Origin of the sequence: Glycomyces harbinensis (assembly GCF_900101745.1) — a bacterium.
Lineage (GTDB): Bacteria > Actinomycetota > Actinomycetes > Mycobacteriales > Micromonosporaceae > Glycomyces > Glycomyces harbinensis.
Genome location: NZ_FNAD01000001.1, coordinates 71,273 through 89,056, shown reverse-complemented (window position 1 = coordinate 89,056; position 17,784 = coordinate 71,273). Strand labels below are relative to the sequence as shown.

Annotated in this window: 15 protein-coding genes and 1 pseudogene; 3 read left to right on the top strand and 13 right to left on the bottom strand. The window is 70.9% G+C overall.

Annotation, left to right across the window (positions count from 1 at the left end; all coding sequences use genetic code 11):
- Nucleotides 1-28: 28 nt before the first annotated feature.
- Nucleotides 29-1,555, top strand: a complete 1,527-nt coding sequence (locus BLQ63_RS00385; RefSeq protein WP_091027183.1) for an FAD-dependent oxidoreductase — start codon at nucleotides 29-31, stop codon at nucleotides 1,553-1,555.
- An 85-nt stretch (nucleotides 1,556-1,640) separates the two neighbouring features.
- Here BLQ63_RS00385 and BLQ63_RS00380 read toward each other — a convergent pair whose 3' ends face one another.
- A complete protein-coding gene (locus BLQ63_RS00380; protein WP_091027182.1) occupies nucleotides 1,641-1,844 on the bottom strand; it encodes a cold-shock protein in 204 nt (67 codons plus the stop codon).
- Nucleotides 1,845-2,219: 375 nt separating this feature from the next.
- Between BLQ63_RS00380 and BLQ63_RS00375 the strand changes: the two genes are divergently transcribed.
- Both BLQ63_RS00375 and BLQ63_RS00370 read left to right on the top strand, forming a co-directional pair.
- Nucleotides 2,220-3,470 carry a low temperature requirement protein A gene (locus BLQ63_RS00375; protein WP_177154722.1) on the top strand — a complete coding sequence of 417 codons (1,251 nt, stop codon included), beginning with the start codon at nucleotides 2,220-2,222 and terminating at the stop codon, nucleotides 3,468-3,470.
- Nucleotides 3,471-3,516: 46 nt separating this feature from the next.
- Nucleotides 3,517-4,695 (top strand): macrolide family glycosyltransferase, encoded by a 1,179-nt coding sequence (locus tag BLQ63_RS00370; protein ID WP_091027181.1) that lies wholly within the window; start codon nucleotides 3,517-3,519, stop codon nucleotides 4,693-4,695.
- A gap of 25 nt (nucleotides 4,696-4,720) precedes the next feature.
- Here the strand turns inward: BLQ63_RS00370 and BLQ63_RS00365 are convergent, their stop codons facing one another.
- The 12 genes and pseudogenes from BLQ63_RS00365 to BLQ63_RS00310 form a co-directional block, all read right to left on the bottom strand.
- Entirely contained in the window at nucleotides 4,721-5,641 is a 921-nt protein-coding gene (locus BLQ63_RS00365) for an N-acetylglucosamine kinase (protein WP_091027180.1), read from the bottom strand.
- Nucleotides 5,642-5,645: 4 nt separating this feature from the next.
- Nucleotides 5,646-6,845 carry a family 16 glycosylhydrolase gene (locus BLQ63_RS00360; protein ID WP_091027179.1) on the bottom strand — a complete coding sequence of 400 codons (1,200 nt, stop codon included), beginning with the start codon at nucleotides 6,843-6,845 and terminating at the stop codon, nucleotides 5,646-5,648.
- A 48-nt stretch (nucleotides 6,846-6,893) separates the two neighbouring features.
- Complete coding sequence (locus BLQ63_RS00355; RefSeq protein WP_281187405.1) at nucleotides 6,894-7,493, bottom strand: carbohydrate ABC transporter permease; 600 nt, start codon at nucleotides 7,491-7,493, stop codon at nucleotides 6,894-6,896.
- A gap of 167 nt (nucleotides 7,494-7,660) precedes the next feature.
- Nucleotides 7,661-8,824 carry an RNA-guided endonuclease InsQ/TnpB family protein gene (locus tag BLQ63_RS00350; RefSeq protein WP_091027178.1) on the bottom strand — a complete coding sequence of 388 codons (1,164 nt, stop codon included), beginning with the start codon at nucleotides 8,822-8,824 and terminating at the stop codon, nucleotides 7,661-7,663.
- Between the two features lie 94 nt (nucleotides 8,825-8,918).
- Nucleotides 8,919-10,091, bottom strand: a pseudogene (gene ngcE / locus BLQ63_RS29740) (N-acetylglucosamine/diacetylchitobiose ABC transporter substrate-binding protein); the annotation flags it as partial.
- 23 nt (nucleotides 10,092-10,114) lie between these two features.
- Nucleotides 10,115-10,882, bottom strand: coding sequence for a sugar isomerase domain-containing protein (locus BLQ63_RS00340; protein WP_091027177.1), 768 nt, complete (start codon nucleotides 10,880-10,882; stop codon nucleotides 10,115-10,117).
- Complete coding sequence (locus BLQ63_RS00335; protein ID WP_091027176.1) at nucleotides 10,879-11,817, bottom strand: MurR/RpiR family transcriptional regulator; 939 nt, start codon at nucleotides 11,815-11,817, stop codon at nucleotides 10,879-10,881. The genes BLQ63_RS00340 and BLQ63_RS00335 overlap by 4 nt, the downstream gene beginning before the upstream one ends.
- 143 nt (nucleotides 11,818-11,960) lie before the next feature.
- Nucleotides 11,961-12,713, bottom strand: a complete 753-nt coding sequence (locus tag BLQ63_RS00330; protein ID WP_419774924.1) for a carbohydrate ABC transporter permease — start codon at nucleotides 12,711-12,713, stop codon at nucleotides 11,961-11,963.
- A 118-nt stretch (nucleotides 12,714-12,831) separates the two neighbouring features.
- A complete protein-coding gene (locus BLQ63_RS00325; protein ID WP_091027174.1) occupies nucleotides 12,832-13,791 on the bottom strand; it encodes a carbohydrate ABC transporter permease in 960 nt (319 codons plus the stop codon).
- Nucleotides 13,792-13,794: 3 nt separating this feature from the next.
- Nucleotides 13,795-15,054 carry an ABC transporter substrate-binding protein gene (locus BLQ63_RS00320; RefSeq protein WP_091027173.1) on the bottom strand — a complete coding sequence of 420 codons (1,260 nt, stop codon included), beginning with the start codon at nucleotides 15,052-15,054 and terminating at the stop codon, nucleotides 13,795-13,797.
- Nucleotides 15,055-15,064: 10 nt separating this feature from the next.
- On the bottom strand, nucleotides 15,065-16,684 hold the full coding sequence (locus BLQ63_RS00315) for an FAD-dependent oxidoreductase (protein ID WP_177154721.1): 1,620 nt from the start codon (nucleotides 16,682-16,684) through the stop codon (nucleotides 15,065-15,067).
- Nucleotides 16,681-17,727 (bottom strand): LacI family DNA-binding transcriptional regulator, encoded by a 1,047-nt coding sequence (locus tag BLQ63_RS00310; protein WP_091027172.1) that lies wholly within the window; start codon nucleotides 17,725-17,727, stop codon nucleotides 16,681-16,683. The genes BLQ63_RS00315 and BLQ63_RS00310 overlap by 4 nt, the downstream gene beginning before the upstream one ends.
- Nucleotides 17,728-17,784: the final 57 nt, after the last annotated feature.

Here is a 17,784-nt window from a genome sequence, read left to right as displayed (position 1 = left end):
CTCGCCGCTTACCGGGTACCCCGTCGGCATGACGACGCACATGGGTTTGCCTCAGTCCTATTGGATCGCCTCGACCGCCGAGACCGACTATCCGCCGGTGGACGACCTGGTCACGACCGACGTCGCCGTGGTCGGCGGCGGCATCGCCGGGCTGTGCGCGGCGTGGGAGCTGACGCGGGCGGGCCGCTCGGTGGTGGTGGTCGAGGCCGACCGCATCGCCGGGGGCGTCACGGGCAACACCTCGGCGAAGCTCACCGCGCAGCACGGGTCGATCTACACCCACCTCAGGGACGGGTTCGGCGCGGACGCGGCCCGGCAGTACGCGGACGCGCAGTCCGAGGCCGTCGAGCACGTCGCCTACCTCGCGTCGCAGCTGGGCGTCGACTGCAGCTTCGAGCGCGTCCCGTCCTTCGTGTACACCGAGTCGGAGGAGGGCGTCGAGGCGCTGCGAACCGAGGCCGAGGCCGCTCGTGAAGCGGGCCTGGACGCCTCGTTCACCACCGAGACGGGCCTGCCGTTCGCGGTCGCGGGCGCCGTCCGCGTCGAGCACCAGGCCCAGTTCCATCCGCGGCGCTTCCTGCTCGCCCTCGCCGAGGCGCTGGTCGCCAAGGGCGGCAGGATCTTCGAGCGCTCCCGCATGGTCGACCTCGAGTCCGGCGACGACGGGCACCTGCTCACGATCGAGAGCGGCGCGCAGGTCCGTTGCCGCGAGGTCGTGATCGCGACCCACTTCCCGGTCATCGACCGGCTCAAGCTGTTCCCGCGCCTGACCCCGCGCCGCGAACTGGTGGTCGCCGCGTCGATCCCGACGTCGGCCGACCCCGACGGCGTGTACCTCACCGAGGAGGACGGCACCCGCTCGGTGCGGAGCGCGCCGCTGGACGAGGGGCGCAGGCTCCTGATCGTGACCGGCGGGCAGTTCACGCCGGGCGACCCGGACACGGTCGGGCGGCTGGAGGCGCTGGCGCAGTGGACCTCCGAGCGTTTCGGCACGGTGGGCTTCGACTACTACTGGGCCGCGCAGGACAACGCGACGGCCGACCGGGTCCCGTTCGTCGGCGCGTTGAAGGACAACGCGGGCGTCTACGTGGCCTGCGGGTTCGGCGGCTGGGGCATGAGCAACGGGGTCGCGGCCGGGCGGATCATCGCGGGCGTCAGCGAGGGCGAGCCGCCGCCGTGGGCCGAGCTGTTCAGCCCCGGGCGCTTCCACCTGCTCAAGGAGGCGCCCGCGATCGCCGCGAACCAGGGCAAGGTCGCCAAGCACTTCATCGGCGACCGCGTCCCGAGGGCTCCGGCGTCCTCACCCGAGGACCTCGCGCCCGGCGAGGGCGCGGTGATGCGCCTGGACGGCGCGCTCCGGGCGGTCTACCGCGACGAGGACGGCGGCCTGCACACCTTGAACGCCGCGTGCACGCACCTGGGCTGCGTGGTCGGCTTCAACGACGCCGAGCGCACGTGGGAGTGCCCGTGCCACGGCTCGCGGTTCTCGACCCGCGGGGCGGTGCTCCAGGGCCCGGCGACCAAGCCGCTCCCCCGGCACCCGGCCGACGGCTGAGAGCGGGGCTCACAGGACCCCGGACACCATGAAAGCCGCTGTCCTTCAATGAAGGGCAGCGGCTTCGTGTTCGAAAGTTTAAAGACTAGATGGTGCGCAGGTTAGCGGCCTGCGGACCCTTCTGTCCCTGCTCGATGTCGAATTCGACACGCTGGTTCTCTTCGAGCGACTTGAAACCGTTACCGGTGATCGCGGAGAAGTGAACGAAGACGTCGGGGCCGTCCCCCTCCGGGGCGATGAAGCCGAAGCCCTTTTCGGAGTTGAACCACTTCACAGTGCCTTGCGCCATTTAATACATATCCTTGGTGTTGATGCTCAGACCGACGACCTCGCCTGCCGAGATCGCTCTCGGTCGGGGTCCGTCGCCACGCGGCCTGATATTGCCGCCGTTGCCGGCGCTTCTGCACCATCCCGGTTCCCGGAGGAATCGGACTGGCTCTTGCACCTTACAGCACAACTGCCCCCCGAACCCAACAAGCGCGGAGACAGTTCTCATATTTCTTCGTCGGATACGCGCTCACAGGCCCGGGACTGGGACGCATCTCACTACCGGGACCCCCCTGAACTGGGAGTCTCGACGGCGCGGGCGCCGCGCCGCCGACACGGCGGGGCGCAGAGCCGGGAGCCGGGCCCGGCGTGTCGGCGCCGATGGGAGGATGTCGCCATGTCGACCACGGCCCCAGAAACCCGCGACCACCGCTTCCGCCGCATGACCGGGCGCGACCCCGAGGAGTCGCACCGCGCGGCCACACCCCTCGAACTGCTCTTCGACCTCACCTTGGTCGTCGCGTTCAGCCAGGCGGGCACGCAGACGGCCCACCTGCTCGAACTGGGCCACTACCTCCCCGCGATCGGCGCGTTCTCGTTCTCGGTGTTCGCCATCTGCTGGGCGTGGATCAACTACTCGTGGCAGGCGTCGGCGTTCGACAACGACGACGTGTTCTTCCGGGTCGCGACCATGGTCCAGATGATGGGCGTGCTCGTGATCGCGCTCGGACTGCCGCCGATGTTCCACTCCATCGACGAGGGCGTCCACGTCGACAACAGCGTGGTCGTCGCCGGGTACGTGATCATGCGGATCGCGACGATCGCGCTGTGGCTGCGCATCGCCCGCCACGACCCGCCGCGCAGGCGCTGCGCGCTGGCGTACGCGGGCCTCATCGCGGTCGCACAGATCGGCTGGATCATCCAGATCTTCGCCGACCCGCCGCTCGCTGTCACCGCGGTCGTCGTGGTCGTGCTCGGCGTGTTCGAGATGCTGGTCCCGGTGATCGCCGAGCGCCTCGGCGGCCGCACGCCCTGGCACCCGCACCACATCGCCGAGCGCTACGGCCTGCTGGTGATCATCACGCTCGGCGAAGTGGTCCTGGGGACCATCCTCGCCGTCTCGGCCGTCGTCGAGGAGCAGGGCTGGTCGACGGAGGCCGTCCTGGTCGCCTTCGGCGGCACCGCGCTCGCGTTCGGGCTGTGGTGGGTGTACTTCATGATGCCGTCCGCCGAGGTCCTCGCCCGCCACCGCGAACGCGGATTCGTCTGGGGCTACGGGCATCTCATCGTGTTCGGGTCGCTCGCCGCCACCGGCGCGGGACTGCACGTGGCCGCGTACGTCATCGCGCACACCGCCCACATCGGCGCCACCGCGGCGATCCTCACCGTCGTCATCCCCGTCGCGGTCTTCACGACGGCGCTGTTCACGCTGTACTCGCTGCTGCTGCGCCAGTGGGACCCGCTCCACCTGCTGCTCTTCGCGGGCGCGATGGCCGCGCTCGCCGCCTCGGCGCTCGCGGTCGCGGCGGGTGCGACCGTCGGCGTCGGCATCGCGATCGCCGCGTGCTCGCCGCTGATCGTCATCGTCGGCTACGAGACGGTCGGACACCGCCACCAGAGCGCCGCGCTCGAACGCGCTCTCGCCTGACCTCGGACCGGCACCGGTCCGCCACCACGAGAACGAAAGCAGGTCCATGACGCGTCACCGCGCCCACATCGCCATGATCGGCATCCCCGCCGTCAGCCACATGCTGCCGAGCCTGGAGGTCGTCCGCGAGCTGGTCGCCCGCGGGCACCGGGTCACCTACGCCAACGATCCGGCCGTGGCCGACCTCATCGCGCCCACCGGCGCCGAGCTCGTGCCGTGCACCTCGGTGCTCCCGGTCGCCGACAACGACTGGCCCGAGGACCCCATCGCCGCCATGGGCTGCTTCCTCGACGACGGGATCCAGGCGCTCCCGCAGCTGCGCGAGGCCTACGACCGCGATCCGGCCGACCTGTACCTGTACGACATCGGCGCGTACGGCGCCCGCGTCGTCGCCGAATCGCAGGGCAGACCGCTCATGCAGCTGTCGCCCACGTTCGTGGCCTGGGAGGGGTACGGCGAGGAGGTCGCCGCGAACCTGTGGAAGCTGCCGGGAGCCGAGGAGTACCGCCGGAAGTTCACCGCATGGCTGGCCGGGAACGGGGCGGCCACGACCGACATGGACGCCTTCGTCGGGCGCCCGGACGACACGATCGCGACGATCCCGCGGGCGATGCAGCCGCAGGCCGACCGGGTCGACACCAAGACCGTGACGTTCGTCGGGCCCTGCTTCGACCTGCGCGCGGACGCACAGGGGTGGGCCGGGCCCGCGAACGCCGAACGGGTGCTGCTGGTCTCGCTCGGCTCGGCGTTCACCCGGCAGCCCGAGTTCTACCGCCGGTGCCTCGCGGCGTTCGGCGACCTGCCCGGGTGGCACGTCGTGCTCCAGATCGGCAGGCACACCGACCCGGCGGAACTCGGCGAGATCCCCGCCAACGTGGAGGTCCATCCGTGGGTGGCGCAGCGGGCGATCCTGGACCGGGCCGACGCGTTCGTCACCCACGCGGGCATGGGCGGCTCCAGCGAGGGGCTGCTCGCGGGCGTCCCGATGATCGCCGTGCCGCAGGGCGTCGACCAGTTCATGAACGCCGACCGCCTCGTCGAGCTGGGCGTGGCGCGCCGCATAGACACCGCCGACGCGACCGCCGAGGCGCTGCGGACGGCCTTGGAGGAGCTGGTCGGCGACGAGGAGGTGGCCCGGCGCTCGGAGCGGCTGCGGGCCGAATCGCTGGCCGAGGGCGGCACGAAGCGCGCCGCCGACCTCATCGAGGAGCTGCTGCCCGGATAGGGCTTTCCTCTACAGGCTCAAGCGGTCAGGCGTCGCCGAGGGCCAGGGCCGCGAGTTTCACGGCGCCCAGTTCGGCCGGGCCCGCGTCGGTGACGGCGGCGCCGGGCCAGGTCTCGGCCAGGCGGGCCCGGACGCCCTCGCGGACCGGGCCGCAATGGCGCAGGACGCTGCCGGAGAGCACGATCGGGTCGGTCTCGCCGGTTTCGCGGACCGCGGCGACCGCGGTCGCGAGGTGGCCAGCGGCCTCGTCGAGGATCGCGGCGGCATGGTCGTCACCGGCGAGCGCGGCCTCGGTGACCAAGGGCGCGAGCCGGTCGAGCGTGCGGGGCGGGCGCCGGTGGACGGCCGTGACGAAACCGTCGGCGGTGGCGTCCGGGCCGCCGGTCACCGCGCGCACGACGAGTTCGGTGAGCAATGTGGACGGGCCGTCGGACTGGAGCCGCAGGGCGGTGTCGGCGGCGGCGCGGCGCCCGATCCAGAAGCCCGAGCCGCGGTCGCCCAGGAGCCAGCCGAGGCCGTCCCCGACGAGCGCGATGCGGTCCCCGTCGATGCGGGCCGCCGCCGCGCCGGTCCCGGCGATGAGGACGGTGCCGCGCGGGGCGTCGGTGCCCGAGGCGTAGGCGACCTGGGCGTCCCCGACCGCGCGGACCTCGCAGCGGAGTCCGGCCGCGTCCCAGACCCGCTGGAACGCCAGCGCGGTGTCGCGGTCGCCGAAGCCGCCGACCCCGGCGAGACTGAGGACGGCGGCGCCGACGAGCGCGGGGTCGGTGCCGGCCAGGGCGTCGCGCAGGGCGGCGGCGACCTCGGCGGCGGCGAGGTCGGGCGGGGCGGCGAGCGGGTTGCCCCCGCCGGCCTCGCCCCGGCCGATGACCTCGCCGTCCGTCGTGGCCACGACCGCGCGGGAGGAGGTCCCGCCGACGTCCAGGCCGAGCACCAGGGTTCTCATGGGATCAGCATGGCCCCAGGTCGGTCCACTGCTGCGTCCAGCCCGGCTCGGAGCCCTGGGTCCACCAGGCGGCGCGCCACAGGTGCTCGCCGTCCCCGGACTTGGGGCCGCTGGGGTCGCCGGCGGCAGAGCGTTCGTGGACGACGGTGGCGCCGCCGTTGTAGGCCGTGGCGAAGGACCAGTCCGCGGCGGTGGCGCAGTCGGCGCCGCCGGTCGGCGGGTCGGTCGGGTCGTCGGTGGTGGGCGGGTCGGTGGGCGTGGGGCATTCGCCGCCGCCGGTGCCCACGGTGTCGGTGTGGTCGACGCCGTCGGCGCGGTAGCCGGCGACACGGGCGTTCACGTCGGCGGGGCTGAGGACCTCGCCGGCGCTGTGCATGACGTAGTCGACCTGCTGGGTGTAGACGGAGGTGCCTCCGGTGTGGGCGGCGGTGTCGATGAACCAGAGGTTGAAGTTGATGGACATGGGGGTCTCCGGGTAGTACTTCCCGGAGTGGTCGGCCACGAGTTGTCCGTCCACGTAGTACTTGACGTGGCCGCCTGAGACGGTGAAGACGAGGTCGTGCCAGCCGTCGAAGCTCTGGCGCTGGGAGGTGTGGGTGTTGTCGGCGATCCAGGGTTCGGCCTGGTAGGTCTCCCAGGTGGTCTGGTAGAAGATCGGGCCGGTCTCGCCCCAGCCGCCGTTGGGGAGGTACTCGAAGTCGATCTCGCCGTAGTCGGGGTCGAGGGGCGCGTCGAGCGGGGTGATGGTGAAGAAGGTCTCGACGAGGTGGTCGCCGTCGGCGCCGCTGTCGGGGGTGTCGGTGAAGTTGACGCGGGCGGCGTAGGTGCCCTCGAAGAACTTCTGCTCGTGGAGGAATTCGGACTGGCTGGTGCCGCCGCCGGTGCCGTCGGTGGCGGCCCGCAGCTGGAGCGTGTCGGCGCCGTCGACGGTGGGGAACGAGACGTTGCTCGCGGGCCAGGAGGCGCCGGGGACGCCGGGTCCGCCGGCGTTGGTGCGCACGGTCCAGCCGCGCACGTCGATGTCGGGGTCCGCGGCGTTGTCGTAGGCGAAGTCGTCGAAGAGGACGCCGTCGCAGGCGGCGGGTTCGGCGGCGTCGGCGGTGCGGTCGACGGCGGTCGCGGTGACCGTTCCGGCCGCGGCGACGGCGAAGACCGCCGCTGCGACGCCGGCGATGCGGCGGCGCGGTGTGCGGGTGGTCGGCATGATGAGCTCCCTTTGCTGTTGAACTCGGATGGGACGGACGGGGATCGGTCAGCGGACCGCTCCGGCGGTGAGGCCGGCGCGGATCTGTCGTTGGAACAGGATGTAGGCCAAGAGGACCGGGAGGATCGCGATGATCAATCCGGCGAAGAGTCCGGAGAAGTCGCTGCGGTAGCCCTGGCTGACGGCGAGGGCCGCGAGGCCCTGGGCGAGGACGTACCGGTCGGGGTCGGGGTTGAGGACGAGGGGCAGCAGGTACTGGTTCCAGAGGCCGAGGAAGTTGAAGATGGCGACGCTGACCATGCCGGGGCGGGCCATGGGGAGCATGACGCGGAAGAACACGCCGGTGTGGGAGCAGCCGTCGAGGAAGGCGGCTTCGGCGGTGGCGGAGGGGAGGCCGCGGAAGAAGGCGTGGAGGAAGAAGACGGTGAACGGCAGGGCGTAGGCGGCGTAGACGAGGATCAGGCCGTGGTAGGTCCCGAGCATCCCGAGCTGGTCGACGACGAAGAACAGCGGGACGAGGGCGAGGAAGACCGGGAAGAGCATCCCGGCGACGATGAGGCAGTATGCGGCGGCGGCATCAGACGTTTGAAAACCGATCTGTTCAAGTCTGGCCCGCGCGGCGCGGACTACAAAGGCGGCGTTGGCCACAATCTTGTCCAGATTGGAGTACCAGGTGCGGTACTTTTGGCCTCCACTCCTCCTTGAGGGAAGAGATTCCGGCTCACGGTCCGCTGACGCGGCCCGGCTACGGACGGGTTCCTGTTTCAGCGGGCCACGCCGGGTCCCCCCGGTCTTATCAACCCTCCGCAGGCGTTTTATCTCTCCGCGAGCCCCGCGGCGAGAGTCGCGAGGCGCTTGCCCTCGCGGCGGATGTTCAGCTCGGCGTTTCGATCGCGATCGTGAGTCGCGCCACACCCACACGCCCAGATGCGAACCTTGAGCCCTTCCAGGCCCCGCGGACCCGTAAGCGCCCCGCAATCCGAGCACAGCCGCGTGGAAGGAAAATACCGGTCCACGCGCACGAACGTACGCCCAGCGCGTGCGGCTTTGGATTCGAGCCGGGACAGGAAGATTCCGAACGCGGCATCGTGCACGCTCTTGGCGGCACGGCCCTGGCTGAGTCCTGTGACGCTCAGCCCCTCCACATAGATGCCTTGGTTCTCGGCAACTATGCGGTGGATCTGCTTGTCGACCCAGTCGGATCGGGTGTCCTTGATTCTCTCGTGGACCTTCGCCACCTTGGCTCGGGCTTTCGCCTTGTTCGCCGAGCCCGTAACCTTGCGCGAAAACTCCCGCTGCGCCTTCCGCAGCTTCCGCTCCGAACGCCGGAAGAATCGCGGGTTGTCGATGGTCCGGCCACCACGCAGGACCGCGAAATCCTTGAGCCCCAGATCGATTCCGGTCTCCGCGTCGGCATCGCTGAGCGGCTCCAGCATGTCGGCGCCATCCTCGACCGCGACAACGAAACTCGCATAGTACTTGTTCGTTGCTGTCCTGCTCACCGTCACGCTCGACGGCGTGGCAGGCAGCTCCCGCGACCACGCGACCTTGAGCTCGCCGATCTTCGGGAGTCGCAACCGGCCACTGTCCAGAACAGCGAACTTGGCGTTGCGGGTGAACCGGATCGACTGCGCACCAGTCCGCCGCTTGAACCGGGGCGACCCCATGCGCGGACCTCGCCGCGTCCCATTCAGCGAGGCAAAGAAGTTCTTGTAGGCGCGGTCGGCGTCTGCGAGGGCCTGCTGGAGCACCGCTGCCGACACCTCGCTCAACCAGGAGCGCTCCGGCGTGCGTTTGGCCTCGGTGATCAACACCTTCGACAAGTCCGACGCAGTTGGATACGGCAAGCCCTCGGCATGCGCGTGCTTGCGTGCAGCCACCGCATCGTTGTAGACCACCCGCGCACACCCGAATGTCCGCGCCAGCGCGACGCGCTGTGGGGCAGTTGGGTAGACGCGGAATCGATACCGGAGGAGCACATCGCAAGGTTAGAGGAGGGGTATGACAATGCCGCCGATTCCAGCCCGCAGCTCCGGCGGCGTTGAGGGCTGAAGCGACGGACGCGAGGCCGGGGGCGAGGTCGAGGCCGTCGGTGGCGCCGCGGACGACGGGCATGGCCTTGGCGGACTCGGCGAAGCCGCGGGCGACCTCGCCGGAGAACAGGCAGCGGAGGTATTCGAGGCCGCCGCGGGGGTTGAGGGCCTGGGTGGGGACGAGGAACGATTCGGAGCTGGCGCCTTGGACGGCGCCGGCGGGGAGGGCGTCGGCGGCGGTGAGGGCTGGGAGCGCGGCGAAGGTCATGTCGAAGCCTTCGGGGGTGACGGCCTGCTGCTCGCCTTCGAGCCAGGAGCCGCACGGGATGAGCGCGGCCTCGCCGTTGGACCAGGCGTTCTGGGCCTCGGTGTGCGAGAGCCCTTCGGAGCCTTCGAGGATGAGGCCGCCGGAGACGAGGCGGCTGATGGCGTCGGCGGCGGCGATCATGCCGTCCTGGCTCCAGGCGCCGGGTTCGAGGTTGTCGACGGCGTAGACGAGTTCGAGTCCTCCGGCCTTGGCGGCGAGGGACTGGAGCGGGTCCATCATGTACTCGGGGAACTTGCCCTGCCAGGTCCAGGGGGCGATGCCGGCGCTCTTGATCTCCCCGCACAGGGCGATCATGTCGTCCCAGGTCGCGGGGTAGGCCCAGCCGTGCCGGTCGAAGAGGCTCCGGGAGTACCAGACGCCCCAGACCACATAGGAGTAGTTGAGGAACCGGACGGACCCGTCGAGGGTCCCGTCCTCGACCACGCCGGGCAGGAGCGTGTCCCTCAGCGGCACGGACGGGTCCTCGATGCTGGGGGCGTCGAGGAGTTCGGCGAGGTCGAGGACCTGGTCGGAGGCGGCGAGCGCGGCGATGTCGAGCCGCCCGGCGCCGGTGTTGTCCACGACGTCGGGCGGCTCGCCGGCCACGAAGCGGGGCTGGAGGACCTCGCCGACCTTCTGGAGGCCTTCGTGGGTGACCGTGGCGTCCGGGTGGCGCTCCTCGTAGAGCGTGACGGCGTGCCGCGTGTACTCCTCGCCGTAGCCGCCGTTGAACATGACGACTTCCAGGTCGGTGTCGGCGGGGACGCCGAGCGGGTTCTCGTCGGTGACGGCGCCGGTCGCCTGCTCGGCGGGGTCGTCGCCGCCGGCGGTGACGCAGCCGGAGAGGACGGCGGCGGCGCCGGCCGCGCCGGAGGCGCGCAGGACGGTGCGTCGGGTGGGGTTCATGAGGGGCCTCGACTTTCGGTGGTTCAGGCGGTGCGCCGGATGCGACCGGCGTAGCGGGATTCGAGTCGGGTGTTGTGCTCGTCGCCGCCGGGGATGTTGGCGGACAGGTAGATCGGGGGCGTGTGGCCGTCGTCGACGAGGAGCTGCACGGCCTCGGCGACGATCATCTGGGCGAGGACGGCCGCGGTGACCGAGGAGACGGCGCCGACGGCCCCGCCGCCGGGGACCGGGAGCGCGGCGTCGCCGTAGGGCGCGCCGTTGTCGAGGACGACGTCGGCGATGTCGCTGAGGCGCTTGCCCGAGGGGTGGCGCGAGGGGGTCTTGGCGCTGTGCTCGGCGGAGGTGAAGGCGATGAGGCCGTGGCCGCGCTCCTTCACGAGGAGGGCGAATTCGACGACCACGCCGTTGATCCCGGAGTTGGAGGCGATGGCGAACACGTCGGCGGGCTCGACGGGCGCGGCGTCGAGGAGTTGGCGGGCGACGTCGGGGTTGCGTTCCAGGAAGGGGTCTTCGAGGGTCTCGCGCGGGAGTCCGGCCTGGAGGACGAGGTCGCGCAGGGCGATCCGGTTGGAGGGCACGAAGCCCCCGGCGCGTCCGGCGAGCTCCATGGCGAGGGCTTCGGAGTGGCCCGAGCCGAACGCCTGGATGACGCCGCCGGCCGCGATGGACCCGGCGATGAGGCGGGCGGCCTCGCTCACCGGTCCGGCCTGGTCCTCGCCGACGCGGCGGACCGCCGCGGTGATGAGGTCGAGGTAGGCGCGTCCGGTGAGGCGGTCGGGTGCGTCGGTCATGAGTCCTCCTGGGATCGGCTGCGGCGGTTGCGGTTCGGCTCTGCGGCGAACCGGTGGGCCTGGACGGCGCGGGCGGTGACCTCGAACGCCTCGGTGGTGCGCTCGTAGGTGCGCTGCGCGACCGCGACGTAGATGAGGTCGAGGACGAGCAGCTGCGAGTGGAGCGCCGAGAGGGCGGCGAGGCGGAACGTGGTCTCGTGGACGGCGGTCGTGAGGACCACGTCGGCGGCCTGCGCCAGGGGCGAGCGGTCGAAGGAGGTGACGGCGACGGTGAGCGCGCCCTGCTCCCGCGCCTCGGCGAGGACTTCCACGACCTCGCGGGTGCGTCCCGAGTGGGAGAGGCCGACGGCGACGTCCCCGGGCCGCAGGAGCGCGGCGTTGGTGAGGGCGGTGTGGGCGTCGGGGCGGAACCAGCAGGGGACGCGGATGCGCTCGAGGCGGAACGCGAGCTCGCGGGCGGCGGTGCCGCTGCTGCCGAGGCCGACGAGTTCGACCCGGCCCGCTTCGGCGACGGCGCCGGCGACGCGTTCGATCCGGTCGAGGTCGAGCCGGGCCGCGGTCTCCTGGATGGCGCGGGAGTCGGCGCTGGCGACGATGCCGAGCACGCGGTCGAGCGGGTCGCCCGGTTCGATCTCGCGGTCGATGTCGGTCTCCCACCGCGCCTGCTCGGCGCGGCCGCCTTCGGCGGCGAGGGCGACGCGGAGCGCGGCGTAGCCGGAGAAGCCGAGCACGCGGCAGAACCGGGTGACGGTGGCCGTGGAGGTCCCGGCCCGGTCGGCGAGGTCGGCGATGGACGCCCGGGTGGCGGCGTCCGGGTCTTCGAGGATCTGGGCGGCGACCCGTTGCAGGGCATCGGGAAGCGATGGCAGCTCCATGCGGAGCCGTCCAACGACGCCCTGGTTGTGCAGCGTGGCTGTCACCGAAATTCCTTTCATTGAAGTTTCCTTATGAAGAAAATTACGATGATCCGACCGCGAAGTCAATCGTTCAGGAGAATTATTTTCATCGATGATGGTCGATGATGAGCAAGGGGCCCAGCCGTTCGGCTGGGCCCCTTGGGTTCTCGATCGGTTTCCGGTCAGCCCTTCAGGCCCGAGTGCGCGAGGCTCTCGACGAAGTGGCGCTGGGCGATCAGGAAGACCACCAGGACCGGGACGACGGTCATCGTCGCGGCCGCGAGCTGGGTGTTCCACATCTCGCCGCCGTACGGGTCGGTGAACCGGGTCAGTGCCTGCGGCAGCGTGAACAGCTCGGGCGAGGTCAGGTAGACCGTCGGTTCGAGGTAGAGGTTCCAGGACGCCAGGAACGTCAGGATCGCCACCGCCGACAGCGCCGGCTTCGCCAGCGGCACGCAGATCCGCCACCAGATCCCGAAGCGGCCCAGGCCGTCCAGGCGCGCGGCCTCCTCCAGTTCGACCGGCAGGGCGATGAAGAACTGCCGCATGATGAACGTGGCGAGCACGCACGGGGCGGCGAGCGCGGTCACCAGGATGAGCGGCCAGTGCGTGTTGACGAGCCCGGCCTGCTTGAACATCTGGAACAGCGGCACGATCGTCACCTCGCTGGGGACCAGCAGTCCGACCAGCACGACGATGAACAGGAGGTTCCGGCCGGGGAAGCGGATGCGCGCGAACGCGTATCCGGCGAGGGCGGAGACGAGCAGCGTGATCGCGGTGACGACCAGTGCGATGTAGACGCTGTTGAAGTACTGCCTGGCGAACGGCTGGAACGAGAACGCCTCGGCGTAGGCCGCGGTGGTGGGCGCGTCGCTGAAGAAGGACGGCGGCGACGCGAAGATCTCGTTGAGCGGCTTGAACGACGAGGTGATCATCCACAGTGTCGGGATGACGAACGGCGCGGCCAGGACGATCAGCGCGGTGTACAGGGCGACGCGGCGGGCGACGGGCCCGAAGCGGCCCGGCGCGGCCGGTGCGGGCCTCGCGGCGAGGTCAGTCCTCATAGAACACCCACTTCCGGCGGAGCTGCCACTGGATCACCGTCAGCACCATCACGAAGGTGAGGAGCATCAGCGCGAGCGTCGAGCCGTAGCCGATGTCGTTGAAGCTGAACGCCTGCTGGAACACGTAGTAGACGAGGACCGTCGTCGACAGGCCCGGCCCGCCCTCGGTGAGGACGGCGATCTGCGCGAACGACTGGAGCGCGCCGACGATCGTGATGATCGCGGTCAGCAGCAGCGTCGGCGAGATGAGCGGCAGGGTGATCCTGAAGAAGACGCTGCGGCTGCTCGCGCCGTCGAGCCGGGCGGCCTCGTACAGCTCCCCCGGGACCCCTTGCAGCGCGGCCAGGAAGAGCACCATGTTGATGCCGACGCTGCGCACGACCTGCGTGAAGGTCACGGCGATCATCGCGGTCGGGCCGCTCTGGAGCCAGTTGGGCCCGTCGACGCCGAGCTGCTCGAGGACGCCGTTGATGCCGCCGTTGTCCTGGAGCAGGAAGCCCCACACGAGGGTCCAGGCGACCACCGAGACCACGACGGGCGAGAAGAACAGCGTCCGGAAGAGCACCGCGCCCTTGAAGCGGCGGTTGAGCATGACCGCCAGCGCGAGGCCGAGCACCAGGTTGAGGACCACGACGCCGCCGGAGAAGACCGCTGTCGCGCCGAGCACGCTCGGCAGCTGCGGGTCGTCCAGTGCGGCCTGGTAGTTGCCGCCGCCGACGTACTCCAGCTCCCCGGTGAAGATGTTCCACTCGTTGAGGCTGTACCAGATGGCGAGGCCGACGGGGACGACCACGAAGACCAGCACGCCGATGAGCTGCGGCGCGATGAACAGGTAGCCGGTGGCCGCGTCGGTGCGCCGCAGCGTCCAGAACCGGGCGCGGCGCGCGGGCGCCCGGCCGCGGGGGGCCTCGTCCGAGGCCTCCCGCGGTTCGAGTCGGGTGTCGGTCATGCGCTACTTCGCCAGCAGCGGGTCGATGGCGTCGCACACCGAGGCGAGCACGGCGGGGACGTCGGCGTCGGCGGCCCACATGGCGTCCAGCGCGGTCTTGCCCGTCTGGGCGACCTCGGCCGGGTTGGTGTGGTTGGGCAGGGTCACGGCGCCGGGGAGCTGGTCGACCACGACGGTCTGGAGCTGCTCGGCGGTGAACTTGTCGTTGTTGGCCGCGAGCGCCTCGCCGGTCTGGAGCGACGCGCGCGGCGGCGGGAAGTACTGGGCGAGCTTCTCGGCGTTCTCGGGGTTGGTCAGGAACGCGAGGAACTCGGTGGCGGCCTCGACGTTGGCGCTGGACTGGAGCACGCCCATGCCGGCCTGTCCGATGACGGAGTAGTCGCCGGCCGGGCCCGCCGGGAGCGGCTGGATGTCGTAGGCGAAGGAGCCGTCGAGGTTGCCGGCGCGCGAGACCTGGGCGATGGCGAAGGCCGAGTCGCCGGCGAAGAAGTCGGCGGTGGTGCCGGGGCCGGGCATGGACTCGTCGACGTAGATCGCGTCGTGGAGGAAGGTGAACGCCTCGGTCATCTCAGGGCTGTCGAAGCCGCATTCGGTGCCGTCCTCGTTCCAGGCGGAGGCGCCGAAGGCGGTCCACACGGTCGCGAGGGTGTTCCACGAGGAGTAGTTGAAGTCGTTGACCACGAAGCCGCCCTTGCCGGTGGCGGTGTGCACGGCCGAGCCGATGGCCGAGACCTGGTCCCAGGTGAGGTTCGCCGGGTCGAGGGTCTGGTCGGCCTCGGCGAGGAGGTCGGTGTTGACGTAGAGGGCGAAGGGCGAGTTGGAGAACGGGTAGGCGTACAGCTCGTCGTCGCGGCTGAACTCGCCGGTGACGCTGGGCAGGAGGTCGTCGTAGCCCCAGCCTTCGGTGCCTTCGAACGCCTCGGTGAGCGGGACGAGGGCGCCGGAGTCGATGAGGTCGGCCGAGAGGTCGCCCATCCAGGCCAGGTCGGGGGCGTTGCCGCCGGCGATCTGGGTGGTCAGGGTGGTGTTGTACTCCTCGAAGGGGAGGCTCTCGAAGGTGATCGACTCGACCTCGGGGTGGTCGGCGATGTAGGCGTCCGCGATCGAGTCGAAGAGCGCGAGCTGGTCTTCGTTGGAGGTCCAGACGGTCATGCGCAGGTCGACGTTTTCAGAGGAGGCGGGAGCGGTGCCCCCGCAGCCGGCCGCCACGGCGACCGTTCCCAGTGCGAGGGCACTGACCAGCTTCTTTGCTGTGTTGGGCATGATGGTTCCTTTAATATCCGATGATCTCGGGCCAATGGATTTCGATGCCGGCCTCGACGAGGACGGCCTGGAACCGGCGGACCAGCTCGGGTTTCGAGTGGACGTCCGCCGGTGTCAGGGAGCGGTCGAGGCAGAACGCCGCGAGCTCTCCGGCGGATTCGCCGATGTTCCATTCCACGGGGTGCAGCCGGTACGCCCCGTTGGTGATGTGCGTGGTGCCGATGTTCTTCGCGGCGGGCAGGAAGTTCTGCGTCGCCACCGGCACGAGGGCGCCCAGGGGAATCTCGAAGGGCGCGCATTCGACGTCGATGTAGTTGTCGCCGCCGGTGGAGGGGTGCAGGTCGATGCGGTACATGCCGACGCCCACGGAGTCCTCGAAGGCGGCGGGTCCGCCGTGTCCGCGGACGGCGACCGCGACGTCCTGCTCGACGACGGTGCGCCGGGCGCGGATGCGGCGGGACTCGCGGATGTACGGGGCCTGCGCGAAGCCGTCGTCGGTGCCGACGACGTCGCCGCGCAGGCGCAGTCCGGGCCACCCGGTGCCCCCGTCGGGCCGGGGCGCCTCGGTCTGGAGCCAGTACACGAAGGACCGGGACTGGGCTTTGGCCGCGCGCAGGTGCGCGTCGCGGTCGGGGGTGTCGATGACGGAGCCGCCGAGGTAGTCCAGCTGCGGCCAGTTGGCGAGGACGATGTCGCTGTCGAGGCTGCCGGGCAGGAAGGTCTCGCGCGCGGCGATGCGGCGGAAGACCCACAGGTCCAGGTCGCCGGGGTCGTCGCCGTGCGCTTCGGCGGTGCCGACGGTCTCGTACGGCGGGTTGACGTTGAAGGTGCGGGTCTCGGGCTTCAGCGTGCGCGGGCTCGGCGCGGTGAACGAGAGCATGGCGTCGCCCCAGAAGTCGGGGGCGAGGGACCGCCAGTGCTCGTAGTCCTCGGGGCGCTCGATGGTGTGGTCGCCTTCGACGTGGTCGAAGACGAAGCACCAGGCGATCGACTGGACGTTGGCGGGGTCGCCGTGCTCGGGGGCGCTGGGTTCCCCGGTCTCGTCGCGCCCTTCGGCGCCGGTGACGTACGCGGTCCCGGTGAGGGGCAGCAGGTCGCCGGTCTCGGTGGCGTCGAGGACGAACGCGGCCTCGACCACGGTCTCTCGGCCGGTCTCCTTGTGGCGCAGCGTGACCGATCGGACGACGTCTTCCACCGTGGTGGCCGCGACGGGCACGTGGGGCTGGAGGAGGACGAGCCGGCCGCTGGAGAGGTGCGGGGCGAGCATCTTGGTGATGACCGCGAGCGCGACGCGCGGTTCGTGGCAGAGGCGGCTGACGCGCCCGCGCCCGGGGTTGAGCTGCGGGTCGCGGCGGGCCGCGTCGGTCAGCGGGTAGGCGTCGCGGTAGTACTGGCGGATGCCCTCGCGCAGGGAGCGGTAGGAGGCGGTGACGCCGAACTGCTCGACCCAGATGTGCTCGTCGGGCGGGACGGCCTGCGAGGTGAGTTGGCCGCCGAGCCAGGGGTACTCCTCGCTGAGGACGACGCGGCGTCCGCGGCGCAGGGCCGCGAGGGCGGCGGCGACGCCGCCGAGGCCGCCGCCGACGACGGCGATGTCCGTCTGCAGGCGGTGCGCGGGCTTTGCGCTCATCGGGCACCGCCTCGGGCGACGAGGGTGTCGCCGAAGGCGACCTCGCCTTGGAGGAGGCGCTGGGTCGCGACGGTCCCGTGCTCCTCGGGCGGCGTCGAGATGAGCTGCTGGAGCAGTGCCAGCGCTTCGGCCGCGATCTGCTGGCGCGGGAGGTGGAAGCCGGAGAGGGGGCGCTCGTTGAGGCGGTGGCCGCGCACTTCGGCGAGGGCCGCGAGGGACACCGCGCCGGGCAGGTCGAGGCCCGCTTCGCCCAGGACGAGGGCGACGTCCTCGAGGAGGAACGCGTCCTCGGCGAACACGACGGTGGCCGCGGCGCCGGCGATGAGGCCGGGCAGACCGGAGAGGTCGTCGCCGACGGCGGCGGGGGTCACGTGCAGCGGGCCGCCTTCGGCGCGGGCGACGGCGGCGAGGCGGTCGCGGGCGGTGGGGCTGTCGCGGTCGCGGTGGACGTAGACCGCGCGTTCGTGCCCGAGCTCGGCGGCGCGGGCCACGAGGACGTCGGTCAGGGCGCCGTAGTCGATCCCGACGTACGGCACGTGGGCGTCGGTCTCGTCGCGGCGGCCGACCGCGACGAACGGGAACTGCTCGGTCACGAGGCGTTCGAGGTCGTCGCCGTCCATCTGCTGGCCGAGCAGGACGCAGCCGTCGGCCAGGCGCAGGCGGGTGTTGCGGTGGAACAGGCGGCGCCGGCCCTCTTCGACGGGCGAGCTGGTGAAGAACAGCAGGTCGCAGCCGAGGCCTTCGGCGGCGCGCTCGATCCCGTTGAGCAGCGGACCGTAGAAGTCCATGCTCTCGGGGGTCAGGGCCGACTCGTAGGTGAAGACGCCGAGGATCTTGTTGTCGAGCCCTGCGAGGCGGCGCGCGGCGGGGTCGGCGACGTAGGTGGACTGCTCGATCGCGCGGCGGACCCGCTCGCGGGTGGCGTCGGGGATGCGGATGTTCGAGCCGTCGCGGTCGTTGAGCACCATGGAGACCGTCGTCTGGCTGACTCCGGCGATGCGGGCGATCTCGCGCTGCGTCACCTTGCCGGGCTTCCCTGTCATCTGTGTTCCCATCAAACTCGATAATGCGCATTAGCAGCGGGTCCTCGGAACGATAAT

Excerpts from the sequence above, each read along its gene's own strand:
- BLQ63_RS00380 (WP_091027182.1), bottom strand. The coding sequence starts at position 1,844 with ATGGCGCAAGGCACTGTGAAGTGGTTCAACTCCGAAAAGGGCTTCGGC.
- BLQ63_RS00315 (WP_177154721.1), bottom strand. The coding sequence starts at position 16,684 with ATGAGCGCAAAGCCCGCGCACCGCCTGCAGACGGACATCGCCGTCGTC.
- BLQ63_RS00360 (WP_091027179.1), bottom strand. The coding sequence starts at position 6,845 with ATGCCGACCACCCGCACACCGCGCCGCCGCATCGCCGGCGTCGCAGCG.
- BLQ63_RS00365 (WP_091027180.1), bottom strand. The coding sequence starts at position 5,641 with ATGAGAACCCTGGTGCTCGGCCTGGACGTCGGCGGGACCTCCTCCCGC.
- BLQ63_RS00310 (WP_091027172.1), bottom strand. The coding sequence starts at position 17,727 with ATGACAGGGAAGCCCGGCAAGGTGACGCAGCGCGAGATCGCCCGCATC.
- BLQ63_RS00320 (WP_091027173.1), bottom strand. The coding sequence starts at position 15,054 with ATGCCCAACACAGCAAAGAAGCTGGTCAGTGCCCTCGCACTGGGAACG.
- BLQ63_RS00385 (WP_091027183.1), top strand. The coding sequence starts at position 29 with ATGACGACGCACATGGGTTTGCCTCAGTCCTATTGGATCGCCTCGACC.
- BLQ63_RS00340 (WP_091027177.1), bottom strand. The coding sequence starts at position 10,882 with ATGACCGACGCACCCGACCGCCTCACCGGACGCGCCTACCTCGACCTC.
- BLQ63_RS00370 (WP_091027181.1), top strand. The coding sequence starts at position 3,517 with ATGACGCGTCACCGCGCCCACATCGCCATGATCGGCATCCCCGCCGTC.
- BLQ63_RS00375 (WP_177154722.1), top strand. The coding sequence starts at position 2,220 with ATGTCGACCACGGCCCCAGAAACCCGCGACCACCGCTTCCGCCGCATG.
- BLQ63_RS00330 (WP_419774924.1), bottom strand. The coding sequence starts at position 12,713 with ATGATCACCTCGTCGTTCAAGCCGCTCAACGAGATCTTCGCGTCGCCG.
- BLQ63_RS00325 (WP_091027174.1), bottom strand. The coding sequence starts at position 13,791 with ATGACCGACACCCGACTCGAACCGCGGGAGGCCTCGGACGAGGCCCCC.
- BLQ63_RS00335 (WP_091027176.1), bottom strand. The coding sequence starts at position 11,817 with ATGAAAGGAATTTCGGTGACAGCCACGCTGCACAACCAGGGCGTCGTT.